Origin of the sequence: Pseudoalteromonas maricaloris (assembly GCF_024746855.1) — a bacterium.
Lineage (GTDB): Bacteria > Pseudomonadota > Gammaproteobacteria > Enterobacterales > Alteromonadaceae > Pseudoalteromonas > Pseudoalteromonas maricaloris.
The window spans coordinates 634,498-652,455 of sequence record NZ_CP024625.1 but is presented as its reverse complement, the minus strand read 5'-3'; the positions used below and the strand labels follow the sequence as shown (position 1 = coordinate 652,455).

The 17,958-nt window shown below is 39.0% G+C and carries 16 protein-coding genes; all 16 read right to left on the bottom strand.

Features of this window, described 5'->3' with window-relative positions; translation table 11 throughout:
- Positions 1-191: 191 nt before the first annotated feature.
- On the bottom strand, positions 192-1,892 hold the full coding sequence (locus tag CTT31_RS02610) for a hypothetical protein (RefSeq protein WP_260491913.1): 1,701 nt from the start codon (positions 1,890-1,892) through the stop codon (positions 192-194).
- Positions 1,893-2,327: 435 nt separating this feature from the next.
- Complete coding sequence (locus tag CTT31_RS02605) at positions 2,328-4,391, bottom strand: secretin N-terminal domain-containing protein (RefSeq protein WP_045962957.1); 2,064 nt, start codon at positions 4,389-4,391, stop codon at positions 2,328-2,330.
- A 5-nt stretch (positions 4,392-4,396) separates the two neighbouring features.
- The gene (locus CTT31_RS02600; RefSeq protein WP_260491912.1) at positions 4,397-4,972 is read right to left on the bottom strand and encodes a hypothetical protein; all 576 of its coding nucleotides are present in this window, start codon (positions 4,970-4,972) and stop codon (positions 4,397-4,399) included.
- 2 nt (positions 4,973-4,974) lie between these two features.
- Positions 4,975-5,544: a hypothetical protein gene (locus tag CTT31_RS02595; RefSeq protein ID WP_211859172.1), complete on the bottom strand. Its 570-nt coding sequence runs from the start codon at positions 5,542-5,544 to the stop codon at positions 4,975-4,977.
- Positions 5,541-6,653: a hypothetical protein gene (locus tag CTT31_RS02590; RefSeq protein ID WP_260491911.1), complete on the bottom strand. Its 1,113-nt coding sequence runs from the start codon at positions 6,651-6,653 to the stop codon at positions 5,541-5,543. Before CTT31_RS02590 ends, CTT31_RS02595 begins: the two co-directional genes overlap by 4 nt.
- Positions 6,653-7,498: a type II secretion system protein GspK gene (locus CTT31_RS02585; protein WP_165383822.1), complete on the bottom strand. Its 846-nt coding sequence runs from the start codon at positions 7,496-7,498 to the stop codon at positions 6,653-6,655. The genes CTT31_RS02590 and CTT31_RS02585 overlap by 1 nt, the downstream gene beginning before the upstream one ends.
- A gap of 37 nt (positions 7,499-7,535) precedes the next feature.
- Positions 7,536-8,225, bottom strand: a complete 690-nt coding sequence (locus tag CTT31_RS02580; protein WP_039494210.1) for a PulJ/GspJ family protein — start codon at positions 8,223-8,225, stop codon at positions 7,536-7,538.
- A complete protein-coding gene (locus CTT31_RS02575) occupies positions 8,212-8,622 on the bottom strand; it encodes a PulJ/GspJ family protein (RefSeq protein WP_211859170.1) in 411 nt (136 codons plus the stop codon). The genes CTT31_RS02580 and CTT31_RS02575 overlap by 14 nt, the downstream gene beginning before the upstream one ends.
- Positions 8,609-9,034, bottom strand: a complete 426-nt coding sequence (locus tag CTT31_RS02570) for a prepilin-type N-terminal cleavage/methylation domain-containing protein (protein WP_017217147.1) — start codon at positions 9,032-9,034, stop codon at positions 8,609-8,611. Before CTT31_RS02570 ends, CTT31_RS02575 begins: the two co-directional genes overlap by 14 nt.
- A gap of 3 nt (positions 9,035-9,037) precedes the next feature.
- A complete protein-coding gene (locus CTT31_RS02565; protein WP_017217148.1) occupies positions 9,038-10,234 on the bottom strand; it encodes a type II secretion system F family protein in 1,197 nt (398 codons plus the stop codon).
- Entirely contained in the window at positions 10,234-11,874 is a 1,641-nt protein-coding gene (locus CTT31_RS02560; protein WP_260491910.1) for a GspE/PulE family protein, read from the bottom strand. The genes CTT31_RS02565 and CTT31_RS02560 overlap by 1 nt, the downstream gene beginning before the upstream one ends.
- Entirely contained in the window at positions 11,871-12,287 is a 417-nt protein-coding gene (gene gspG, locus CTT31_RS02555; RefSeq protein ID WP_052258245.1) for a type II secretion system major pseudopilin GspG, read from the bottom strand. Before gspG ends, CTT31_RS02560 begins: the two co-directional genes overlap by 4 nt.
- A gap of 4 nt (positions 12,288-12,291) precedes the next feature.
- Positions 12,292-13,362, bottom strand: a complete 1,071-nt coding sequence (gene wecA / locus CTT31_RS02550) for a UDP-N-acetylglucosamine--undecaprenyl-phosphate N-acetylglucosaminephosphotransferase (RefSeq protein ID WP_039494208.1) — start codon at positions 13,360-13,362, stop codon at positions 12,292-12,294.
- Positions 13,363-13,462: 100 nt separating this feature from the next.
- Positions 13,463-14,407: a Wzz/FepE/Etk N-terminal domain-containing protein gene (locus CTT31_RS02545; RefSeq protein WP_260491909.1), complete on the bottom strand. Its 945-nt coding sequence runs from the start codon at positions 14,405-14,407 to the stop codon at positions 13,463-13,465.
- Positions 14,407-17,064, bottom strand: coding sequence for an SLBB domain-containing protein (locus CTT31_RS02540; RefSeq protein ID WP_415838951.1), 2,658 nt, complete (start codon positions 17,062-17,064; stop codon positions 14,407-14,409). The genes CTT31_RS02545 and CTT31_RS02540 overlap by 1 nt, the downstream gene beginning before the upstream one ends.
- A 100-nt stretch (positions 17,065-17,164) precedes the next feature.
- On the bottom strand, positions 17,165-17,956 hold the full coding sequence (locus CTT31_RS02535; RefSeq protein WP_010368621.1) for a DUF481 domain-containing protein: 792 nt from the start codon (positions 17,954-17,956) through the stop codon (positions 17,165-17,167).
- Between the last annotated feature and the right edge of the window lie 2 nt (positions 17,957-17,958).

The window sequence follows — 17,958 nt, the reverse complement described above, 5'->3', positions numbered from 1 at the left end:
AGGTAGCAAGATTGTTTAGATCTTCAAGTAATTCAATAAATTAAATTGGTTTCAGGCGCGACTAATTATTCCGTGCTAGGTATCTTGTAGCAAAAAGCAATTGTTTAAATTTATGACCTAGTTTTATTTTTCTCTAATAACAAAAAGGCGAGCTAAGCTCGCCTTTTATAAACTAGAACTAATATCAAATATTAGTTGTTAGTTTTGAAAGTACCTAAGTGGATACGGTCTTGACCGTCAACATCAACCTTAGCACCGCCGTATACGTGAACGTCTCTTGAAGGAACGTTAGTAACGATTTCTAGAGCTACTTTGAAGCCAGACTTTTCTGAATCATAGCCTTCAGCTTTAAGTGCATCAGTAACGATGTTAAGCATGTTTCTTACACCTGGTTTAGCGTCTTTAACACCTGCAGCCGCTAGTGGTTGCCATGCGTTGTGCTCGTCTTCAACCATGTAACGTACAGTGATATCACCAGTACGAGTACCAGCGTTAGTGTGACGTAGAATTGGTTGAGTGTTCGGACCAAACGGCATGTAAGGAACGATAACTACAGAACCATTAAGCGTCCACGCACCTGCGTTTGTAGCAGATAGTGCTGGCATGTTTACAGCAGCTGTAGAGAATGCTTTGTTGTCTTTAACATCAACAGCAACAGTGAAGTCTTGAACTGGAATCATTAGATTCTCAAGTTTGCCTTCATCGTGACCAGGAACGGTAAATGTGATTGTTGCAGAAGTATCAACTGCACCAGTTACTGTGCTAACTACTGTTAGTTTAGTCAGATCTGTATTTACAGCGTAAGACTTAGCAGCGTCGTCTGTTAAGCCAGCAACTTTCACAGCTTTACCAAGTTCAGCAGAGCTTAGTTTACCATCTTTATTGGTATCGATGTCATCATCTAGCATCCAAGAGAAGTCACCAGTAATAGTGTAATGTACTTCAGCTGGAGTAAGCTCTAGGTTGTCAGTGTTTTTCTTCATTGCAACTACTAGTGCATCGCTAGTACCAGTAGCAAACTCTTGACGATCTTTACCTACATCGATAGCTGCATCTAGAAGAGATGAAACTGACGCTGTGTATTGGTTCACAAGTGTAGTAATAACACGAGCTGAAGCCACGTCGAAATCAGTACCAGAAGTGTTAGTTGCGAAAGAATCAACACTTACTGCTGTGTCTGAAGAAAGACCTTTAGAGTCAAGGAAAATACCACCTAATTGTAGTACCGCACCACCTTTAACAAAGTCGTTTTTCGCGTTTACTGTTTGAACAGTAAAACGTACACGGTCTGCTGTGATATCTAGGATATCAAAAGAGAAATTAGCTGGAGCAGTGCTCAGACCATCGTTACCAACAGTGATTGTAGGAGCAGTTGTCTTAGTAAGGTCAACTTTAGCACCAGAAAGGTTTACAGTGATAGTATCTTCATCTTTGTAACCACCGATACCAGCAACGATAACAGGCTTGATTTCAATCGCTTTAACTGAAGAGTATTCTAGACCATCTTTAACGCTTGATGTAGATAGACCTGGTTTAACAGAAGCTGTACATACATTATCTGCAGTCATTTTAACTTCTGTTTTATTAAGACCGCTTAATGCTGCAAATGCTGCTGTATCGCCAGCTTTACCAGAAGCCGCCACAGCAAATTTACCGTCATTAGAAAGTGAAACACCTAAAGCTGACGCTAAAGCTGTACAGTTGTCAGTGTTTGCACCACCAAAAACTTTATCAGTACCTAGTGCTTCACCAGCTTCGCCTTTCGCGTTTGCTGTGATTGATTTTTCAACGTCAGCTTGAACAGATGTTGATGCTTTTGTGTAAATTGTTGCAGCGTTTGCAGATACTGCTACGCCAGATACTGCTAGCGCTAGTAGAGTTCTTTTGAACATATTTCCATTCTCCAAGTTTCATGAAACTGAAATAATAGTTTAGAGTGTTCTATCATTTCAAATAATTTACTTGTTATTGTACTTAGGCCGTCGCCTAAGCAACAACCAAACAAATTAAGCAATCGAGAGTGTAACCATTGTTTTGTAAATTAGTCAACATCGGCACCACTTTTCGACTACAAAATAAACAACTTACTAAATTATCCATTTTTCAGTTGCTTTCAATTTGCTTTGTTAGTTATAAGTTAGTTAACAAAACAAGAATCGTACTGAGTGTACTCAAGTTTCTCCCAGCTATCAAGCGAAAATAGCGTAATAAATATATAATTTTCCTAATTTTGAAGCTATTCGAACCTATGTGTACAGCGTTCTGTATTTCTACACGTAAAAATACTACGACAAGTCTAGAACATTATTATGACAAGTAGTGAACACCTAAAACGAAAGTTGCTCAAACTTAGTCCTAAACGCTTCTTTTATGTCTTTCCATTCGTCGTTAGATTGAATAACGCGTGGCGTAACGAGAATAACCAACTCCGTCTTATCGCCATCTTTAGTATCTGCGGAGAATAATTCGCCCAAAATTGGCAGATCTTTAAGTATGGGTACACCAGAGTCATTTAATGAGCGGTTTTCACTGATAATTCCACCAAGCACAATAGTTTGGCCACTTTCAGCAACCACTTCTGTCTTTATGGTTCTGTCAAAAAGCGATGGATTTCCACTTGTCGAGGTAGTCTGCTGTAATTCATTTGAGACTTTCTGAGATATCTCCATGAGTACAACACCTTGCGCGTTCACCGTTGGCTTTACATCAAGCTGCAGACCTGTCTTTCGGTATTCAATTGATGTGGTTTGTCGCTCTCCATTAATTGGGTCTGAAGTTGTCTGGCCTATAATTGGAATATCTTTACCTACATTGATCGATGCTTGCACACCATCTCTTACAACGATAGATGGGCGGGATAAAATATTCACAAGCGAGTTCTTCTCAAACAAATTAACGGCGACTTTCCCCCTATCTCCGGTCAGGGCATAGGATAATCCGCCAAAGCCGCCCTCCCCCATAAAGGCACCTTCCGTGCTTAAGCTATAATTACTGCTTCCTTTAAGTAGAAACTCCACCCCTTGTTTAAATTCATCTGTCATAGACACTTCAGCAATTACCATCTCAAGCATCACCTGTTTTGGTAATATATCTAATCGCTTAACTAGTGGTAGAATTTGCTGGTAGCTTTCCCCCGTTGTATAAAAAATAACGGAATTAGAGCGTTCGTCAATAACCATTTTCAGGTCTTTATTCGATGCGCTTGTGACACTTGGGCGTGACGCGCTTGAAGAGGCCTCATTGGCGACAGAAGTTGAGTTGGAGAAACTCCCTCCATTACCAATTAACGCTTCAAGGCTTTCTCCCATATCCACTGCACGTGAATATTTAGGTTGGTAAATAAAATACTGTTTTTCAGCCGTATTAATCGGTTTATCCAGTTCTTCAGCCCAAAACACGACCCTGTCTAATAATGAGCGCTCATTCGCAAACATGATCAAGCGATTCTGCTGCTCTATATTAACCACGGTTACGGTGCCAGCCGTTGAACTCCCGGTCTGTAGGGTGATCCCTTCTTGTTTAAGCAGCTCTGTCAAACTGTCTAACATTTTCTTTGTTGGCATATATACAGATTGGTATACACCTATTTCACGGTTAGCAAGACTAGGCCTGTCGAACATATTTATAAGCTCAAGCGCTCTAATGATCTCGTTTCTTTTTCCGTATACATTTATGGCATTTCTCTCTACATCAGAAGAGGCTTTTATACCGAGCATTTGCCTTAATGTGTTCGCCATCCCCATTTGCATACCATAAGTGAATGGCACCATTTGAATAATTTCATTACTGGTTTGAGGTACATCATCTACAGACTTTCCATATCCAAACACTACATCTTTAAGCGTGCTATTACTGTCTTCTTTTTGATGCACGTAAAAAATATTATCTCGAAACCTTAACACGTAGCCTTTTTCTTCCAACAGCTCGCGTGAAAGTAGAAATAACTTTCTTTCACTCACTTGATCTTGAATATTAAGCGTTATCGTTTGATTATCATCTTTAAGCTCATCAGATAACACATAATTTAGTTTCAGCTGATCGCCTAAAACATAATGTAAAAAGTGAATTATCCTAAGCGATTCTGCACTAACAGAGAGCATTTCTGTATTTGAAAACCTATCGATAACATCATCTGTTACTTTTGATTCGTTGATGTATGTACGATATTTTGGCAAAAATTGTAGCGAACCATCCGCTATCTTTTCTTTATTGTTAACGCTTGTTTCACCAAGAAGTTCAGCCCCCTCAACTTCAGTATTACGAATATTTTGCTCGATATAGGATTTGTCAACATTATACACTCCGACATCTTTGGGATTTGTGGACTTACATGCCGAAAGAGTGAGTACCGTGATCATACTAAAGCAGAATGACTTATTAATTTGTTTCATGAGCTTTACTGCACCTCTTGTGAAGCTGTTGGAAGTTGGAACATCGTTAACTGTATTTTTTGTTCACGGCTTTCAATTGTTCGAGTTAGTTCTATACTCAATGTGTTGATCACTCTGACTTTAAAACTAAACAAATCACTATTATTTGTCACCTGTGAAATAGATAACTCACCAGTTTGCTTATTTTCCACTTCAATAATAACCTGAAAACTTTCGCCTTTACTGATAACTGCCTTCAACTTTAAAACATTGTTATCAACAAAAACTTCTGTCAACGAACCACTTTGGGTGTATTCGTCTTCTTTTGTAAACTGTTTTTCTACCGGTTCAGACGATTCGACTTCTTCATATCTATATCCATCAAAACTTTCTTTATACTTAGATATAGTTTGGTTTGAAATCCCCCACTGAACTCGTGCCAATGCGCTAATATCGACTTCATTAGGCGATATTTCGCTTGATGCCCAAAAGGCTTTATCACTGAAGTCTATAACACAAAAGATTATGGTTAGACTCATGGTTAGCATAACAATTTTTGGATAAATCCCGCCCACTTTAGCATTCATATTAGCTAGAACCATGATTACTCCTGAAAACCGGCACTATTGGGATCAAAATAAAACTTACGATTAAGGTATACACTAAAAATGCCAAGCTGTTGTTCTCTTTGACCCCGAAAAGATAATCTAAACTCTGAGTCAATTGCTAACTTATCTTTAGCTTTTATATCGAGCAAATAGTCAACAATTTTATCGCCATCCCCTTCTATTTGAAGCTCTAAATCTAATCGGCCAAGTCCAGAAACTGGTTCGATAAAAGGCGTTTTCCAACCAAAGCGTTTAATTCGCAACTCTTGACTTTCAGCTAAAGACTGCCATCTAGTTTGCTCTTCTAACTTAAAGTCTTCTATATTTTCTACTTTATACAGTAACCGCTCAACATCATCAGCAACTACTTGGAGTTGCTCTGAGGTTGCATTAATATGTTCTTTATTTTCTATAACTGATTTTGCCTTGTTCAACTTCTTTTGAGCCAAAAGGAGCGCTTCCCCTTTTGATTCTTGCCAACTTAATACTGGCACCACAACGAAGTTTAATATAACCAAACACGCGATTATAGTTAATGAAACACGGTATTTATATAACTCTTTCATTTATTTACCTTTTCAATAACATGTGTGTTGCTTAACGTAAAACTAATAGTAAACCTTTCATTTGCCCGACTTTGGACTACAGGTAAATCAAACTTGGCATCACGAACGCTAGGGTGCTCTTTGACAATAGCCAATATATCTGTTGCCTTTTCGGCTTCAGCTCTAAACACAAACCGCCCTGACTCAAACAATAGGTTCGACATTTTTACCTTGTTAAATACATTTGTCATGACATAAAGTGCAGCTGGATAGTTTGCATCTTGAGATACAAGACGGTTAATTGCATCTAACTTCGTTTTGGTTTCATCAAACTTATTTTGATTTTCAATTAATGAAAAAGCAGAAGACTCGATCGATTGGTATTTAGAAGTGACATAAAGCTCTTTCCCGATTAGATATAAACTAGATGCAGACAAATATATAAGCAAAACCAAAGAAAGCGGTAGTATAACGCTATTTGTAAGCTTTATCTTGTCAATCCCAGCCGCTTGACTGTTAAAAAATGACAAGCAAAGTCTAAGTGAGTTAAAGCTCGCCAAATTAGTAAGACTATTTATTAAAAGTGAGTTGTCAGCTGATTTAAACTGTTGAGAAAAGTGCTGGGGTTCACCGATTGAAAGCAAAAATTTTTCGGCTGAATTAATCAGGCCAAATTTCCTCGTAACCTGAAAACTTCCTTCTGAAAAGCTCATATAGTAACTGCTGCGATGCCCTTCTACCTCCAGAAATCTAAGCTTATTTGCACACAAATAAAATAGCGCTTCAGGTACAGTGAATACACCTTTTGGCACTGCATCACTGAACCGCCAATAGTTTACCTCAGTTTTTTGAGAGAGCTTTTTACCAACAGTCCAAAATTGCCCTGTGTTGCGCTTAAGCTTTAATGCTCTTCTTACGTCAGCATCCGTGGTAAAAGGAACCGTTCTCAACTCTGTTTTGTAATGGTCACTAGACACGATCACCACTAAAGGAGTTATCTCTTTTTGCTCAACAACACATAGCTGCTTTTTATTAAAGTCAATTGCCTTTAGTTCACCATCAAAATAGTAAACTCCTTTACTTAGCAATTTATTGCACAGATTTTTTATTTTGCTTAACAACTTAATCACTACCTTATGCTGGACTCTTCTAATAACACGACCGGTTTTTTGCTTTTACTGTATGGACTCACATTCAATACATACTTTCTTCTGATAGTGATGTCCTGTTCAGAATATTCTAATAAAACGCTAAACCAGTTTGAAGGAGAAAAACGAATACCATCCCCCCTGACGACCCCAGTCAAATTTTGAAATTGATTAACCGTCAGCTGACCATTATCCCTTAAAGCTACTATATTATCACCATAATCTTCGCCCACCTCTGCTCTCAAAAGGTTGTCAGGCGCTGTTAACGGATTGAACTCACCATTAAAGTGGGTAGTAAATAACGAAGTTACCTGCTTGAGCATTTTCTCATCTAAAGAACTAAACCAGCTTAGTTCACTAATCTGACTCACCAACCCATTTCTTATTTTATAGTCTACTACTCCATCGATACCGACATCAGCGGTAGAAGAGTCTTCATCTTGCCAATCTCGCAGAGCGCTTATTAACTTTAGCGCTTGAGTTTCGTTCATCCCTAGTGCCTTTAATGCACGTGTCATTCTCAATGAACTATAGTGATGTATGCTAATTAACCCAGCATGGTCTTGAATAGAGGCATACACGTTTCCCTCTAGCGGAAATTTCTTTCCATGTAGATTCCAATTTCGTCGGTTGTCTTCTTGGTCAAAATTGTTGTGAGCATCGACCAACTGCTTCGAATTCGTCAACAATTGGAACTCAACTTCTGCTTTAGCTGATTGCAATGCAGCTTCTGCATTTGCTCTGAGCTTTACTCTTTCAGTCTGCTTGATTTTAGCGCTATTAACTTGCTGAATGTACAAAAGGAAGAGCGAAATCATGGCTACCATGATAAGGACCTGTACTAATGCGATGCCACAACACATTCTAGACTTCATCCAGTAGCCTCCCGATATAAGGAGAGATATGTCGATGCGCCCCTTTTTCCGTATCCACCTTTATTACGGCACTTCCCTCCTCGGTTGCTATGCTCACAAGAATGTATAAAGGCAGCAATTGCGTGGTACTTGAAGAGTACTTTTCCATTAAATTAGGGGTTGTGCCAGTACTTCCCGATTCTACTTTTTCGGTAATGCTATTCCAACCATAATATTGAAAGGTGACGTGCTTTATGTTATTCAGCAATACAACACTTTTCTCAAATTCAATTGTATCTGTAGTCTCTAAAAGCCTCATTTTATTAAAGTTATTGTACTGATAAACTAATTGAAAGCCCTCACCTTCTGGCTCTATAAGTATGCGAAAAATTTCCTCTTCATACATCAGGCCTCTTTTTGTATATCCTAACAAAGCGTCGTTGTTACCTTCAAATAAGATAGTAGGGGTCCGAGGTGAGGTTGAAGTATTATAGATAACAAAGGGAGATATGCCTTTAAAAATAGATTGTAAAGCAATAAGACCAGAAGACAGTGATTCAACTTTTGAGAAGGAGCCTAACTCTTTATTCCAACGGTTTGCAAAAAACTGATAGCTAAAGCTACCTACTAGCATCAAGCTTGACATAACCGCCATAGCTATTAGCAGCTCCACAAGTGTGTAGCCTTTAAGACTTTTCATGCCAATACAGCTCTTTGAATTTCATTGTGTCAACTAACCTTCCAAACTGAAAAGTGGCAGAAATTTCTAGCACTTCAAATTTGTCTTCAAAATATTGCATTTGGTTTTCGTCAAAATTAAATACCGCCGGAGGTGCTCCTTTCTTAATCACATTAGCTTCCCAGCTCACCATAACGCCCATATTCGAAAAGCTTCCTTTTCTTTCTCCTTTCCTAATTTCACTTGAAATGAAATCCAACGATAGCATCTTAATCGCTGAGATTTTTATATGGTCCGCAGCTTTCTCCGATGAGATAATTGCCCCTTGAAAAACTTGTGTGCTTAACGCGATGGTCGAAAAAAGAATTATGGACGCAATTAATACTTCGATCAGTGTAAAACCCTTAATTGAATGCATTTACAGGCAGTCCTTTATATTCAGGCCACATTGAGACAAGTTCGATTGTACGCATTTGGTCATTCACGTAATAATTCAAACTTCTTGCACTGCTATCCCCTGTAGCCCCAATCTCAATTTCTCCAGTTTTAAATCGAAGCACTCTAAACTCTTTTTTAACAATCTGTTTCCCACTTATCTCTCTAACAACCAGAATGTTATTTGCTTCGGTGCGAAATAATACTCTCTCATTAAGCCAAAATGCTGTTTGACTGGCATTCTCAAATAGCTTAAGGATTTGAGCAGCTTCTATTTTAGCTTCTGTTTTTTCTACCTGAGAAATTACCATTGGACCTACAAAACTACTAAGTAACCCAATCAATACCAAGACGACCAGCAATTCAACCATAGTAAAGCCACGGCTCGTAGACATTATCTAAATCCCAATGTCATTCATTGATACCATACTCAGTAACATCACAACTACAACTCCCCCAACGAGTAGGCCCATAATCAATATCATAATAGGCTCGAGTAAAGACGTCAGTTTTTGAGTCCAGGATTCAAACTCACTTTTTGAACGGTCAGCAATTTCATTAAAGATCAGCTCTAAATTATTGGATTCTTCACCTACTTCCAATAACGAAACAAAAAATGCAGGATAGAGATCTGTTTGATTTAAGGAAGAAGATAGTTTTTCACCTTCATTAACCTTTTTTCTAGCCACTTCTATTTGATTGGCTAACTCGATATTACGTAAGTTTTTTTGTGCAAACCCTATCGCCTTGTCGACGACGACCCCTGACTTTATCATCATCGTTAAAGCACTATTAAAGCGAATACGTTCGACCAATAAGATAAAATGGGAGAGCACCGGGATTCTTAAAGACTTTAAGTTCAGCCACGATTTGAAGGCATTGTTTTTTTTTGTGAAATTAACTATCCCGTAAGCTGATAACAAAACTCCACCAATTAAATAAAACTGATAATTTTGCATCCATTGACTGGCATCTAACATGAGAGAGGTATACCAAGGCAGCTCTTTCATTCCTTCAAACATCACTGCCATTTTAGGAATAATAAAGTTAAATATAAAAAATACACTGAGTATACAAACAGCAAAAATAACTGCAGGATACGTAAGTGAAGATATGATTTTATCTTTTAGCTGCTTTTTAAACTTTAAATCGTCCGCTAGGTCCTTAAAGACTGCACTCAACATCCCCGACTCTTCACCTAATTGAATAAGGTTACAATAGAGGTCATCAAATATCGGTGAACTTTTTTTAAATGCTTCAGATAGCTTTTCACCCGACTTAATTGCGCTTAATATTTTTTCAATTAATCTGACCAATTGAGGCTCAGATTTAGAGTTTTTAATAATCTCTAAACTCTTATCTATTTTGACTCCAGAGGCCAAAAGTAAGCTGAGTTCAGATGTCATAAATTCAAGTTCTGACAAGCCAACTTTACTGCCTCCAAAAAGAGTTATCCCTTTTCGTTCTTCCTTTAATTCAATTACGGTTATATCTTGCGCTTCCAACAATTCAATGGCTTGAGTTTTGTCTTCTGCCTCTACATTCCCTTTAAGCTTTGCACCACTGCCATCATAGCCTCGATATATATAGTTCATTAACCCGCAACCCTGAGTACTTCCGCAATCGTTGTTTGTCCCTTAATAACTTTTAATAATCCGTCTTCAACAAGTGTTCTTCTACCTGAAGCTAAATTGTGCTGTCTTGCAACTGTAACGAAGTTACTGTCTTTTGGAGTACTTCTTATAAAATCGTCACAAGGTAAATATTCGATAATGGCAAGCCGGCCTTTAAAGCCTGTAAAACCACAATTTTCACAACCTACACCGGCCTTCGGCTTTAGAGTTTCATTGCATTTGTCTGCAAGATCATGAAGCAGGTACTTCTCTATAATTTCTTGCTCCAAATTCACGGGCTCAGAGCAATGAGAACAATTTTTTCTTACTAAACGCTGGGCGACAATAGAGACTAAAGCTGCATTTAAAAGAAATTCTTCCACACCTAAGTCTAATAACCTAGTATAAGCACTCGCAGCATCGTTAGTGTGAACAGTTGAGAATACCAAGTGCCCAGTCAACGCTGACTGCAACGCTATTTGTGCAGTTTCTTTATCTCGAATCTCACCTAACATTATTACATCAGGGTCTTGACGCACTATAGAGCGTAAACCAGACGCAAATGTAAAACCAATATCGCTATTAACTTGTACTTGGTTGATTCCAGGCAGTTGATATTCTACAGGGTCTTCCAAAGTAATGATCTTTACATCATCATTGTTTAGTTCATTAAGAAATGTATACAGTGTGGTTGTTTTACCGGACCCTGTAGGGCCTGTCATCAGTATAACTCCCGCTGTCTTCTTAATATCTGCACGTAAAGCGGTTTCTATATCTGGTGATAGCCCTAAAACATTTATATCGTAAGTGACATTCTCTTTACGAAGAAATCGCATTACGACCGACTCACCTTCGTTTACAGGTAACGCAGAAACACGGATATCAATTTCTTGACCAGCAAGTTTAAGCTCAATTTTACCATCCTGCGGGCGGCGCTTTTCAGCAATATCCATCCCAGATAAGATTTTTAATCTGGTAACTACAGGCAGCTGCATCGATGACGGGAGTTTTTCTATATCTAGTAGTACACCATCGACCCGATAGCGAACACGACAACGCCCCCTAAAAGGTTCAATATGCATATCCGATGCACCTTCCCTCAAGGCGCGAGTCATTAGGGAGTTCAGCAAATTAACAATCGGAGCTTCTGATGCTAAATCCCTTAGCCTTTGTTCTTCTGAACCCGAACTAACCTCATCTACGTTGCTTTTATTTGTAGAGTATTCAGAAAGAATTGATTTAACTACAGATTCCGACGCTATTTTGATAGTACAGTTGATTTCATGCTCTGCAAGCCAGTTATTTAAAACTGGATTCAACGGATCAGAAGTAACAAACTCAAGCGTTTCATTTTCACCTTTCAGAACAAGCCAGTTGTGGCTAGCAAAATAGGTGAAATATTGATATTCAACAAAAACTGAAAACTCCGAATTGATATCAAACAGAGATAGCTCTAGATATGACGCTAAAATATCAGGAATTAGGCTGTCATCTAAAATGCCCATATTCACCAAAATCTCTTCTAGCTTTCCACCAAACTTTTCTTGATATGTCAGAGCTCTACGAACATCTGAGTCCTGTAGTTCATAGTTATGGACTAGAAAATCACTAAATAAACTCATTTGTGAATAATATCTCGGTTATCGCCTTCACCACCCTCTTTACCATCAGCACCAAAGCTAAACAGTGAATATGGTTCACCATTATTTCCTGGTTGAGAATAATTATAACTATTACCCCATGGATCCAAAGGGATGTTTTTTGGTAAATAAGGTCCATCCCACCTTGGATTGTCACTCTCTCTTAGCTCGTTTAAGCTTTGTGGGTATGTACCAATATCAAGGCGGTAAGTATCAAGTGCAGTTTCAAATGCATTCATCTGTGCCGCAGCGATATCTCGAGAGGCGCTTCCAAGCTTGTTGAAAAATTTTGGTGCCACTAATGAAGCTAGCAAGCCTAAAATTACGATCACAATTAACAACTCCATCATGGTGAAGCCGTTATGTTTATTCTTTGCCTTCATATTGTTTTTCATTGAACTACTCTTTAATTTTTTTGATAAAGACGTGCTTTCTTAAAAACCGTGCTACCTTCCATGCGTGTTGAATACAAGCAGAATAGGCAACAAAAATACCGATAAATAAGACTAACATAAACCAATGGGGAATACCTATCAACTCTCCAACAATCCCTATCGACGCAAGAAATACAGCCAACATTGATATCGTAATTAAGGCCTTTCTGGAGCTAAAACCTATACGCATGAAGACATGATGTAAATGATCTCTGTCTGCTTTGAATGGAGAATGGCCTTTTTTAACACGCCTAATGATAATTGCCATCATATCCATCAGTGGAATAGCAATTATCCAAAGCGCAGTAACTGGACTGAAAGCGTTATCTACTTCTGATTGAGTAGCTATCATTAACAACCAAATGACGCTCAGCCCAATGAACATAGAGCCCGCATCACCCATAAATATTTTCTTATTTCGGTGACCCAATACGCCTAGGTTGAAAGCGAGATAAGGAACTATGGTTGCAATAATGATTAACGGTAAAACCGACAACTGCCCACCATTAACCCCCATTAGTATTAAAATGGCTGCAAACGTTGTAATACTCATGGCACCAGCTAGGCCGTCTATACCATCAATCATGTTAAAAGCATTTATAGCAGCAATAACAGCAATGACTGTAAAAGGGATACCCAACAACCCTAAGTCAATAGAGCCAAACCCAAACAAATTGCCCAAGTTATGAATATACGCGTCGGAGCCCCACATCATAATGAGTGCAACTAACGCCTGAACACCTAAACGGATCTTGACTCCTAATTGGCGATAATCATCAATTACCCCAAGAAGGACGATAGCAGCAGCACAAATTAAGTAAACTATCAGCTTTTTCTCAAGTGGCAAAAACACAATGATTGAAGCCAACACTGCCACAAAAATCGATACACCACCGATAAGCGGAATAGCACCCACATGCTTTTTTCGGCTGCAGGGTACGTCAACTAAGCCAAAACGCTCAGCGACAGGCTTAATCATAAAAATTGAACAGTACGATGCTAAAAATGCAAAGAAAATGACCATAAAGATCCACATGCTTCCATCATTATCTAATTAACGCGCCATTGTAATAGAAATTAAATTTAAACTAAATTGCCAATAACACTAAATAACAACTCTCTACCCTACCCAAAAATTACTTTCTGAGCACAAAATGTCTGAATAATAACAGAACAAACGCAAGTACGCTGCCTAAGAAAGTAATAGCAAGGCAAATCAATGCACGCTTTGGTCCAGCTTTTTGGATCGGTAGAATGGCAGGATCAATTGTCTTAAACACATATTGTGACTGTGTTTGCGCTAGCATCTTTGCCTGCTCTTGTTGCTCGATCAGCTGGTAAAATATCTTCTGCATATCTGCAACCGATGTTTCCGCTAATGCTTTTTTTAAATACTCTATTTTTACATTGGACTCTGTTACTGCCTCAGCTTTCATGTAATCGTTAATTTCCACAACGATGTTTTCAACCATTTCCTTCGCTAAGTAGGGGGAATAATGAGTCATTGCAATAGTAATTAGTCCCTTTTCCTTTTCTTCAATCACAGCTAAGTTTTTTGCTCTGATATGTTCATATACTTCTTGAATGCCTGGCTCGGGCTTAAAAGGTGCTGCAACATCTCTGAGCCAAGTACCAGCTTCTTTATCATAAACTTTACCATTGTATATCAGCTGATTACTACCCAGATCCCAGCCTTCAGTAGCTAGTAGTTTTGGCTTTAACTCATATTTTTCAACAAAGTTATTTAAAAACGAGCGGCTTTGCATTACTTGAAGCGCAAGAGCAGATTTATCACCTTTTCTTCCCCCCAAATTCACCCCTGCCATTGCAGCTAAGCCGCCAAACTCCGATTTCAAATTTGAGAGCATGCCGCCTTGAGTATCTTCAACAGGTGAAAGTAATACTGTCGCTTTATAAGTATTCGGTAGAGAAAGTGCAAAAAACACACTGGATACAGCAAATACAGCAGTGATTAATATAATTAGCCACTTTCCCCTCCAAAGCACTGACAAAATTTCAGTCAAATCAACTTCATTTTTTTTAATGATATCAGCTTCAGTCATCTGTTTATTGTTATCCATTATTTGTTAAGCGTTGCAATTGAAGCCGCAGCTAAGCCAAGCTGATAAATAATCTGTGTCGCTGTACTCCACAGTGTCAAGCTATCAATATGTTGAGCGTCTAGAGGTACAACGATCGTGTCGCCCGGCGCTAGTTGGCCTCCATGGCTGCTGACTGCAAACCATGATCCTGAACTTGGTAATTCAACTGAACCATTGGCTTTTATGATATAAATACGCTCATCATCCGCTTTTTGCTTTAATCCACCGCTAGCTTTAATGTAGTCATCAACAGACTTGGATGAATCGAATAAGTGCGTTGCAGCCAGATTAACCTCACCAATGACACTAACAGAGTCTTGCATCGCTGGGATATATAACGCATCACCATCTTCTAACTGCAAAGATTGGGTCGAACGTTTATCAAGATCAATAACTAAACGTCCTAACGCCTCAACCTTCGATAAATCTTTTAATATTTGATCCATATCTTCATATGGCATAGAAGTATTTGCAGTGGCACTTTTTTGGAAAGTATTAGTAATGATATCGCGTCTTAACTCTTGAGTCAGGCGTTGAATTTGAGAAGTTTCTTTACGCTTGATAGATTCACGCGTAAAAATTGCCGCTTCTTTATGTGCAAATTGATTAAAGCCACCAACTCTTTCTAGTAGGCTATCAAGTGTCTCACCACGCTTAATGGTGTACGTCCCAGGGAACTTAACCTCGCCAACAACCTTTACTTGTAGTCTTTCTTGCCAATTAGGTCTTGGGAAAATGTTAACAGTATCTTTGCTCGTCAGTATTTGAGTTGGATTAGCCAACTCGTTCAACCCGTTGAGCTGGATATGTTCTACCTGTTTACCATCATTATAAACAACTCGAGTTAGCTCAACCTGCTCGAGATACGCAGCTTCTAGAAATCCACCGCCAGCTTGCACCGCCTTTTGGAAATCTGCATTTTCAGATAATGGATAAACACCAGGAAACTTTACTTGACCGTTTACCGCAAACAATTTTGCAGGTTCGCTAGGTGTTGCCTGTCTCTGTAGCTTAGCAACAATTGGCGCAAGTAGCTTTTGACGACTAAATACCGCATAGTCTTCTTCTTCTACTTCTTCAGGCTTTTGAAAAAGTGCATCAATACTTGTGATTAATTTAACTTCTTCCTCAAGCTCAAATAGTTCATCTTCTTTCAAACCAATATATTTTAAGAACTCATCACGCTCAAATTGCTCCCATAATTTCACGTTTTCGCGTAGTTTCAGTTGCTCTTTGTTATACGCGAGGTCTTCTAATAACTGTTCTTCTTCTTCTTTAAGCTGATAACGGCTAAATACGACGATTGTATCGTTAGACTCGAGCTCTATATCTCCCGCTTTACCGTTAAAAATATCTTGTAAAGAAAACTGATGGATAGCGATGTCGCCTTCAAAGTTAACTTCACGAATAATCAATGAGTAGCCAAAATCTGCAATGGATAGCAAGTCTTCACGTGGCGCACTGAAGATATCTTTGAGTGTCTTACCCTGATGCCATTCATAATGACCTGGGCTGGTTACCGCACCAACTACAGTAACGGTATTTTGGAAACGAGTTGAAGCCGCGTTGACCGAAATTTCATCACCGTTTTGTGGTTTGTAGCTTGTGTTTTCAGTAAAGTTGTAGTTTAGGGTGATGCGCCTTCCATCACCGTTGTAGCGTGAGACAACCACTTTCGATTTATTTGCATTGGCTTTGAAGCCTCCTGACATAGCCATCACACTCTCAAGCGAGTCAGATTCTTTAAGCTCAAAGATAGCTTGGCGGTTAACTTCACCTTTTACTTTTATTTTCTTAGCCGCTGGCGGAATAAAAACAACATCGCCAGGCTTTAAAACCACATCATCAGAGCTATCACCAAATAGCAATAAGTCATAGAGATCGAAGGTAGTAACTAGCTTACCAGCCCTTTTGACTTGGATTTTTCTCAGCGAACCATTATCACTCACTCCACCAGAAACAAACAGAGCGTGTGTGACAGTGGCGAGAGGAGACACTGTATAGCTACCAGGCTTATAGGCTTCACCCACTACCATAATACGCATAGGGTTAAGCTCACCCATCGAGACGAAAGCTTGAACACCGATCATTTCCTCAGAGATTTTTTTCGAGATCAGTGCTTTCAATTCCTTAAATGATAAGCCAATTACATGAATTGGGCTTAGGTTAGGAATTGCGAGACGTCCTTCACGATCGATTTGTACTTCGTGCTCTTCATTGGTTTTACCATACAGGTTGATTTTTACTGTATCTCCAATCCCAAGCAAGTAAGTATCAGGAATAGCAGCCAACTCAGAAGGAATAAAAGTCGTAGGCTCACCAGCAAAGAGTTCATAACCAAAAGGCTTAAGCTCTTCTAACTTTGGTTTGAATTTATCCTCTTCTTCTTCCTCTTCCAGTAACCCCTTTTTGTCACGTGGTAAAATCGAAGATTCCTTCTCTTCGTTCTTTTTATCACCTTTTTTGTTGTTATCTAACGCACTTACATCGAAACCATAACGTTTTGCTAAGGCTTCTTGTTGTGCTTTGGGGAGCTTTTTAAACTGCTCTATTTGCTGTTTACTGGGTGTTACCGCTATTGTTTGATGTGAGATCAAAAAAAGCATTGAGAGGAGTAGTAGTCTGAGGAACTTCACGTAAATCTCTTCCATTGTGGATTTTTGTTAAACTTCAGGCATTCTACCGAAGTTTGGAAGAATTAAAAGGGCACTGAGGTGCCCTTTGACAAGATACTTGTTAGAAACTGTAAACCAAAGTAAGTGAGGTTTCTGTATCTGTATTTTCTTTATCGTCTGCTACGTCTGAGTTGTGGATGATGTTGTATGCCACTTTCATCTGTAGAGAGCCGTTGATTTTAGTCAACAATGCTGTTTCAGAGGTTGTCTTGGTGTTGGTATCACCATATTCAATCGCGATAAGCTGCGTAAAGCGTGCGTTTTCTGAGATCTGCCATTGGTAATCTAGTTTACCAACACCGATGAACTCGCTTTCAGAAGTACCAGCAAGTAATTCTCCGTCATCGTCAAGTTCAGTGCTATCGTCTTGGTGCTCAAAACGTTTTACACCGGGACCAATTTCAGCGTTAAGATACATGTCGTCGTTTTCGAATAAACGTTGACCGTAACCCACTGAAATAACAGCTTCACTGCGGTAAGCACCAAAGTAGTCTGAAACATAAGAGCCAAACACGAATAAATGGCTGTTATCTTCATTTAACTTGTAGTTACCTTGAACTGATGCTGAGTATTTTTCGTTAGTACGAGATGTAACATCTACACCCGCATCGTTTTCACGCGTGTCTTCTTTGTAGAAGCCGTCTAACTTGTACTCGTTATTCCAGTTAGTTAGGTTGTGCTTAGCTTTGATCCCACCTTTTAGGGTTGTTGTTTCTGTGTTACCACTGGTGATAATCGCACCCACTTCACTGGTTACATCCCAAACTTTCTTTGGCTTCTTAGCTTTGCTTTCTGCCGCTGCATTAGCGCTTGCTGCAACAAGAATACAACAGGTTAAAACCTTTAATTTCATTT

Excerpts from the sequence above, each read along its gene's own strand:
- CTT31_RS02610 (WP_260491913.1), bottom strand. The coding sequence starts at position 1,892 with ATGTTCAAAAGAACTCTACTAGCGCTAGCAGTATCTGGCGTAGCAGTA.
- CTT31_RS02580 (WP_039494210.1), bottom strand. The coding sequence starts at position 8,225 with ATGAAAAGTCTTAAAGGCTACACACTTGTGGAGCTGCTAATAGCTATG.
- CTT31_RS02600 (WP_260491912.1), bottom strand. The coding sequence starts at position 4,972 with ATGGTTCTAGCTAATATGAATGCTAAAGTGGGCGGGATTTATCCAAAA.
- CTT31_RS02595 (WP_211859172.1), bottom strand. The coding sequence starts at position 5,544 with ATGAAAGAGTTATATAAATACCGTGTTTCATTAACTATAATCGCGTGT.
- CTT31_RS02605 (WP_045962957.1), bottom strand. The coding sequence starts at position 4,391 with ATGAAACAAATTAATAAGTCATTCTGCTTTAGTATGATCACGGTACTC.
- gspG (WP_052258245.1), bottom strand. The coding sequence starts at position 12,287 with ATGAAAAACAATATGAAGGCAAAGAATAAACATAACGGCTTCACCATG.
- CTT31_RS02575 (WP_211859170.1), bottom strand. The coding sequence starts at position 8,622 with ATGCATTCAATTAAGGGTTTTACACTGATCGAAGTATTAATTGCGTCC.
- CTT31_RS02585 (WP_165383822.1), bottom strand. The coding sequence starts at position 7,498 with ATGGTAGCCATGATTTCGCTCTTCCTTTTGTACATTCAGCAAGTTAAT.
- CTT31_RS02560 (WP_260491910.1), bottom strand. The coding sequence starts at position 11,874 with ATGAGTTTATTTAGTGATTTTCTAGTCCATAACTATGAACTACAGGAC.
- CTT31_RS02535 (WP_010368621.1), bottom strand. The coding sequence starts at position 17,956 with ATGAAATTAAAGGTTTTAACCTGTTGTATTCTTGTTGCAGCAAGCGCT.
- CTT31_RS02545 (WP_260491909.1), bottom strand. The coding sequence starts at position 14,407 with ATGGATAACAATAAACAGATGACTGAAGCTGATATCATTAAAAAAAAT.
- CTT31_RS02565 (WP_017217148.1), bottom strand. The coding sequence starts at position 10,234 with ATGAACTATATATATCGAGGCTATGATGGCAGTGGTGCAAAGCTTAAA.
- CTT31_RS02570 (WP_017217147.1), bottom strand. The coding sequence starts at position 9,034 with ATGTCTACGAGCCGTGGCTTTACTATGGTTGAATTGCTGGTCGTCTTG.
- wecA (WP_039494208.1), bottom strand. The coding sequence starts at position 13,362 with ATGTGGATCTTTATGGTCATTTTCTTTGCATTTTTAGCATCGTACTGT.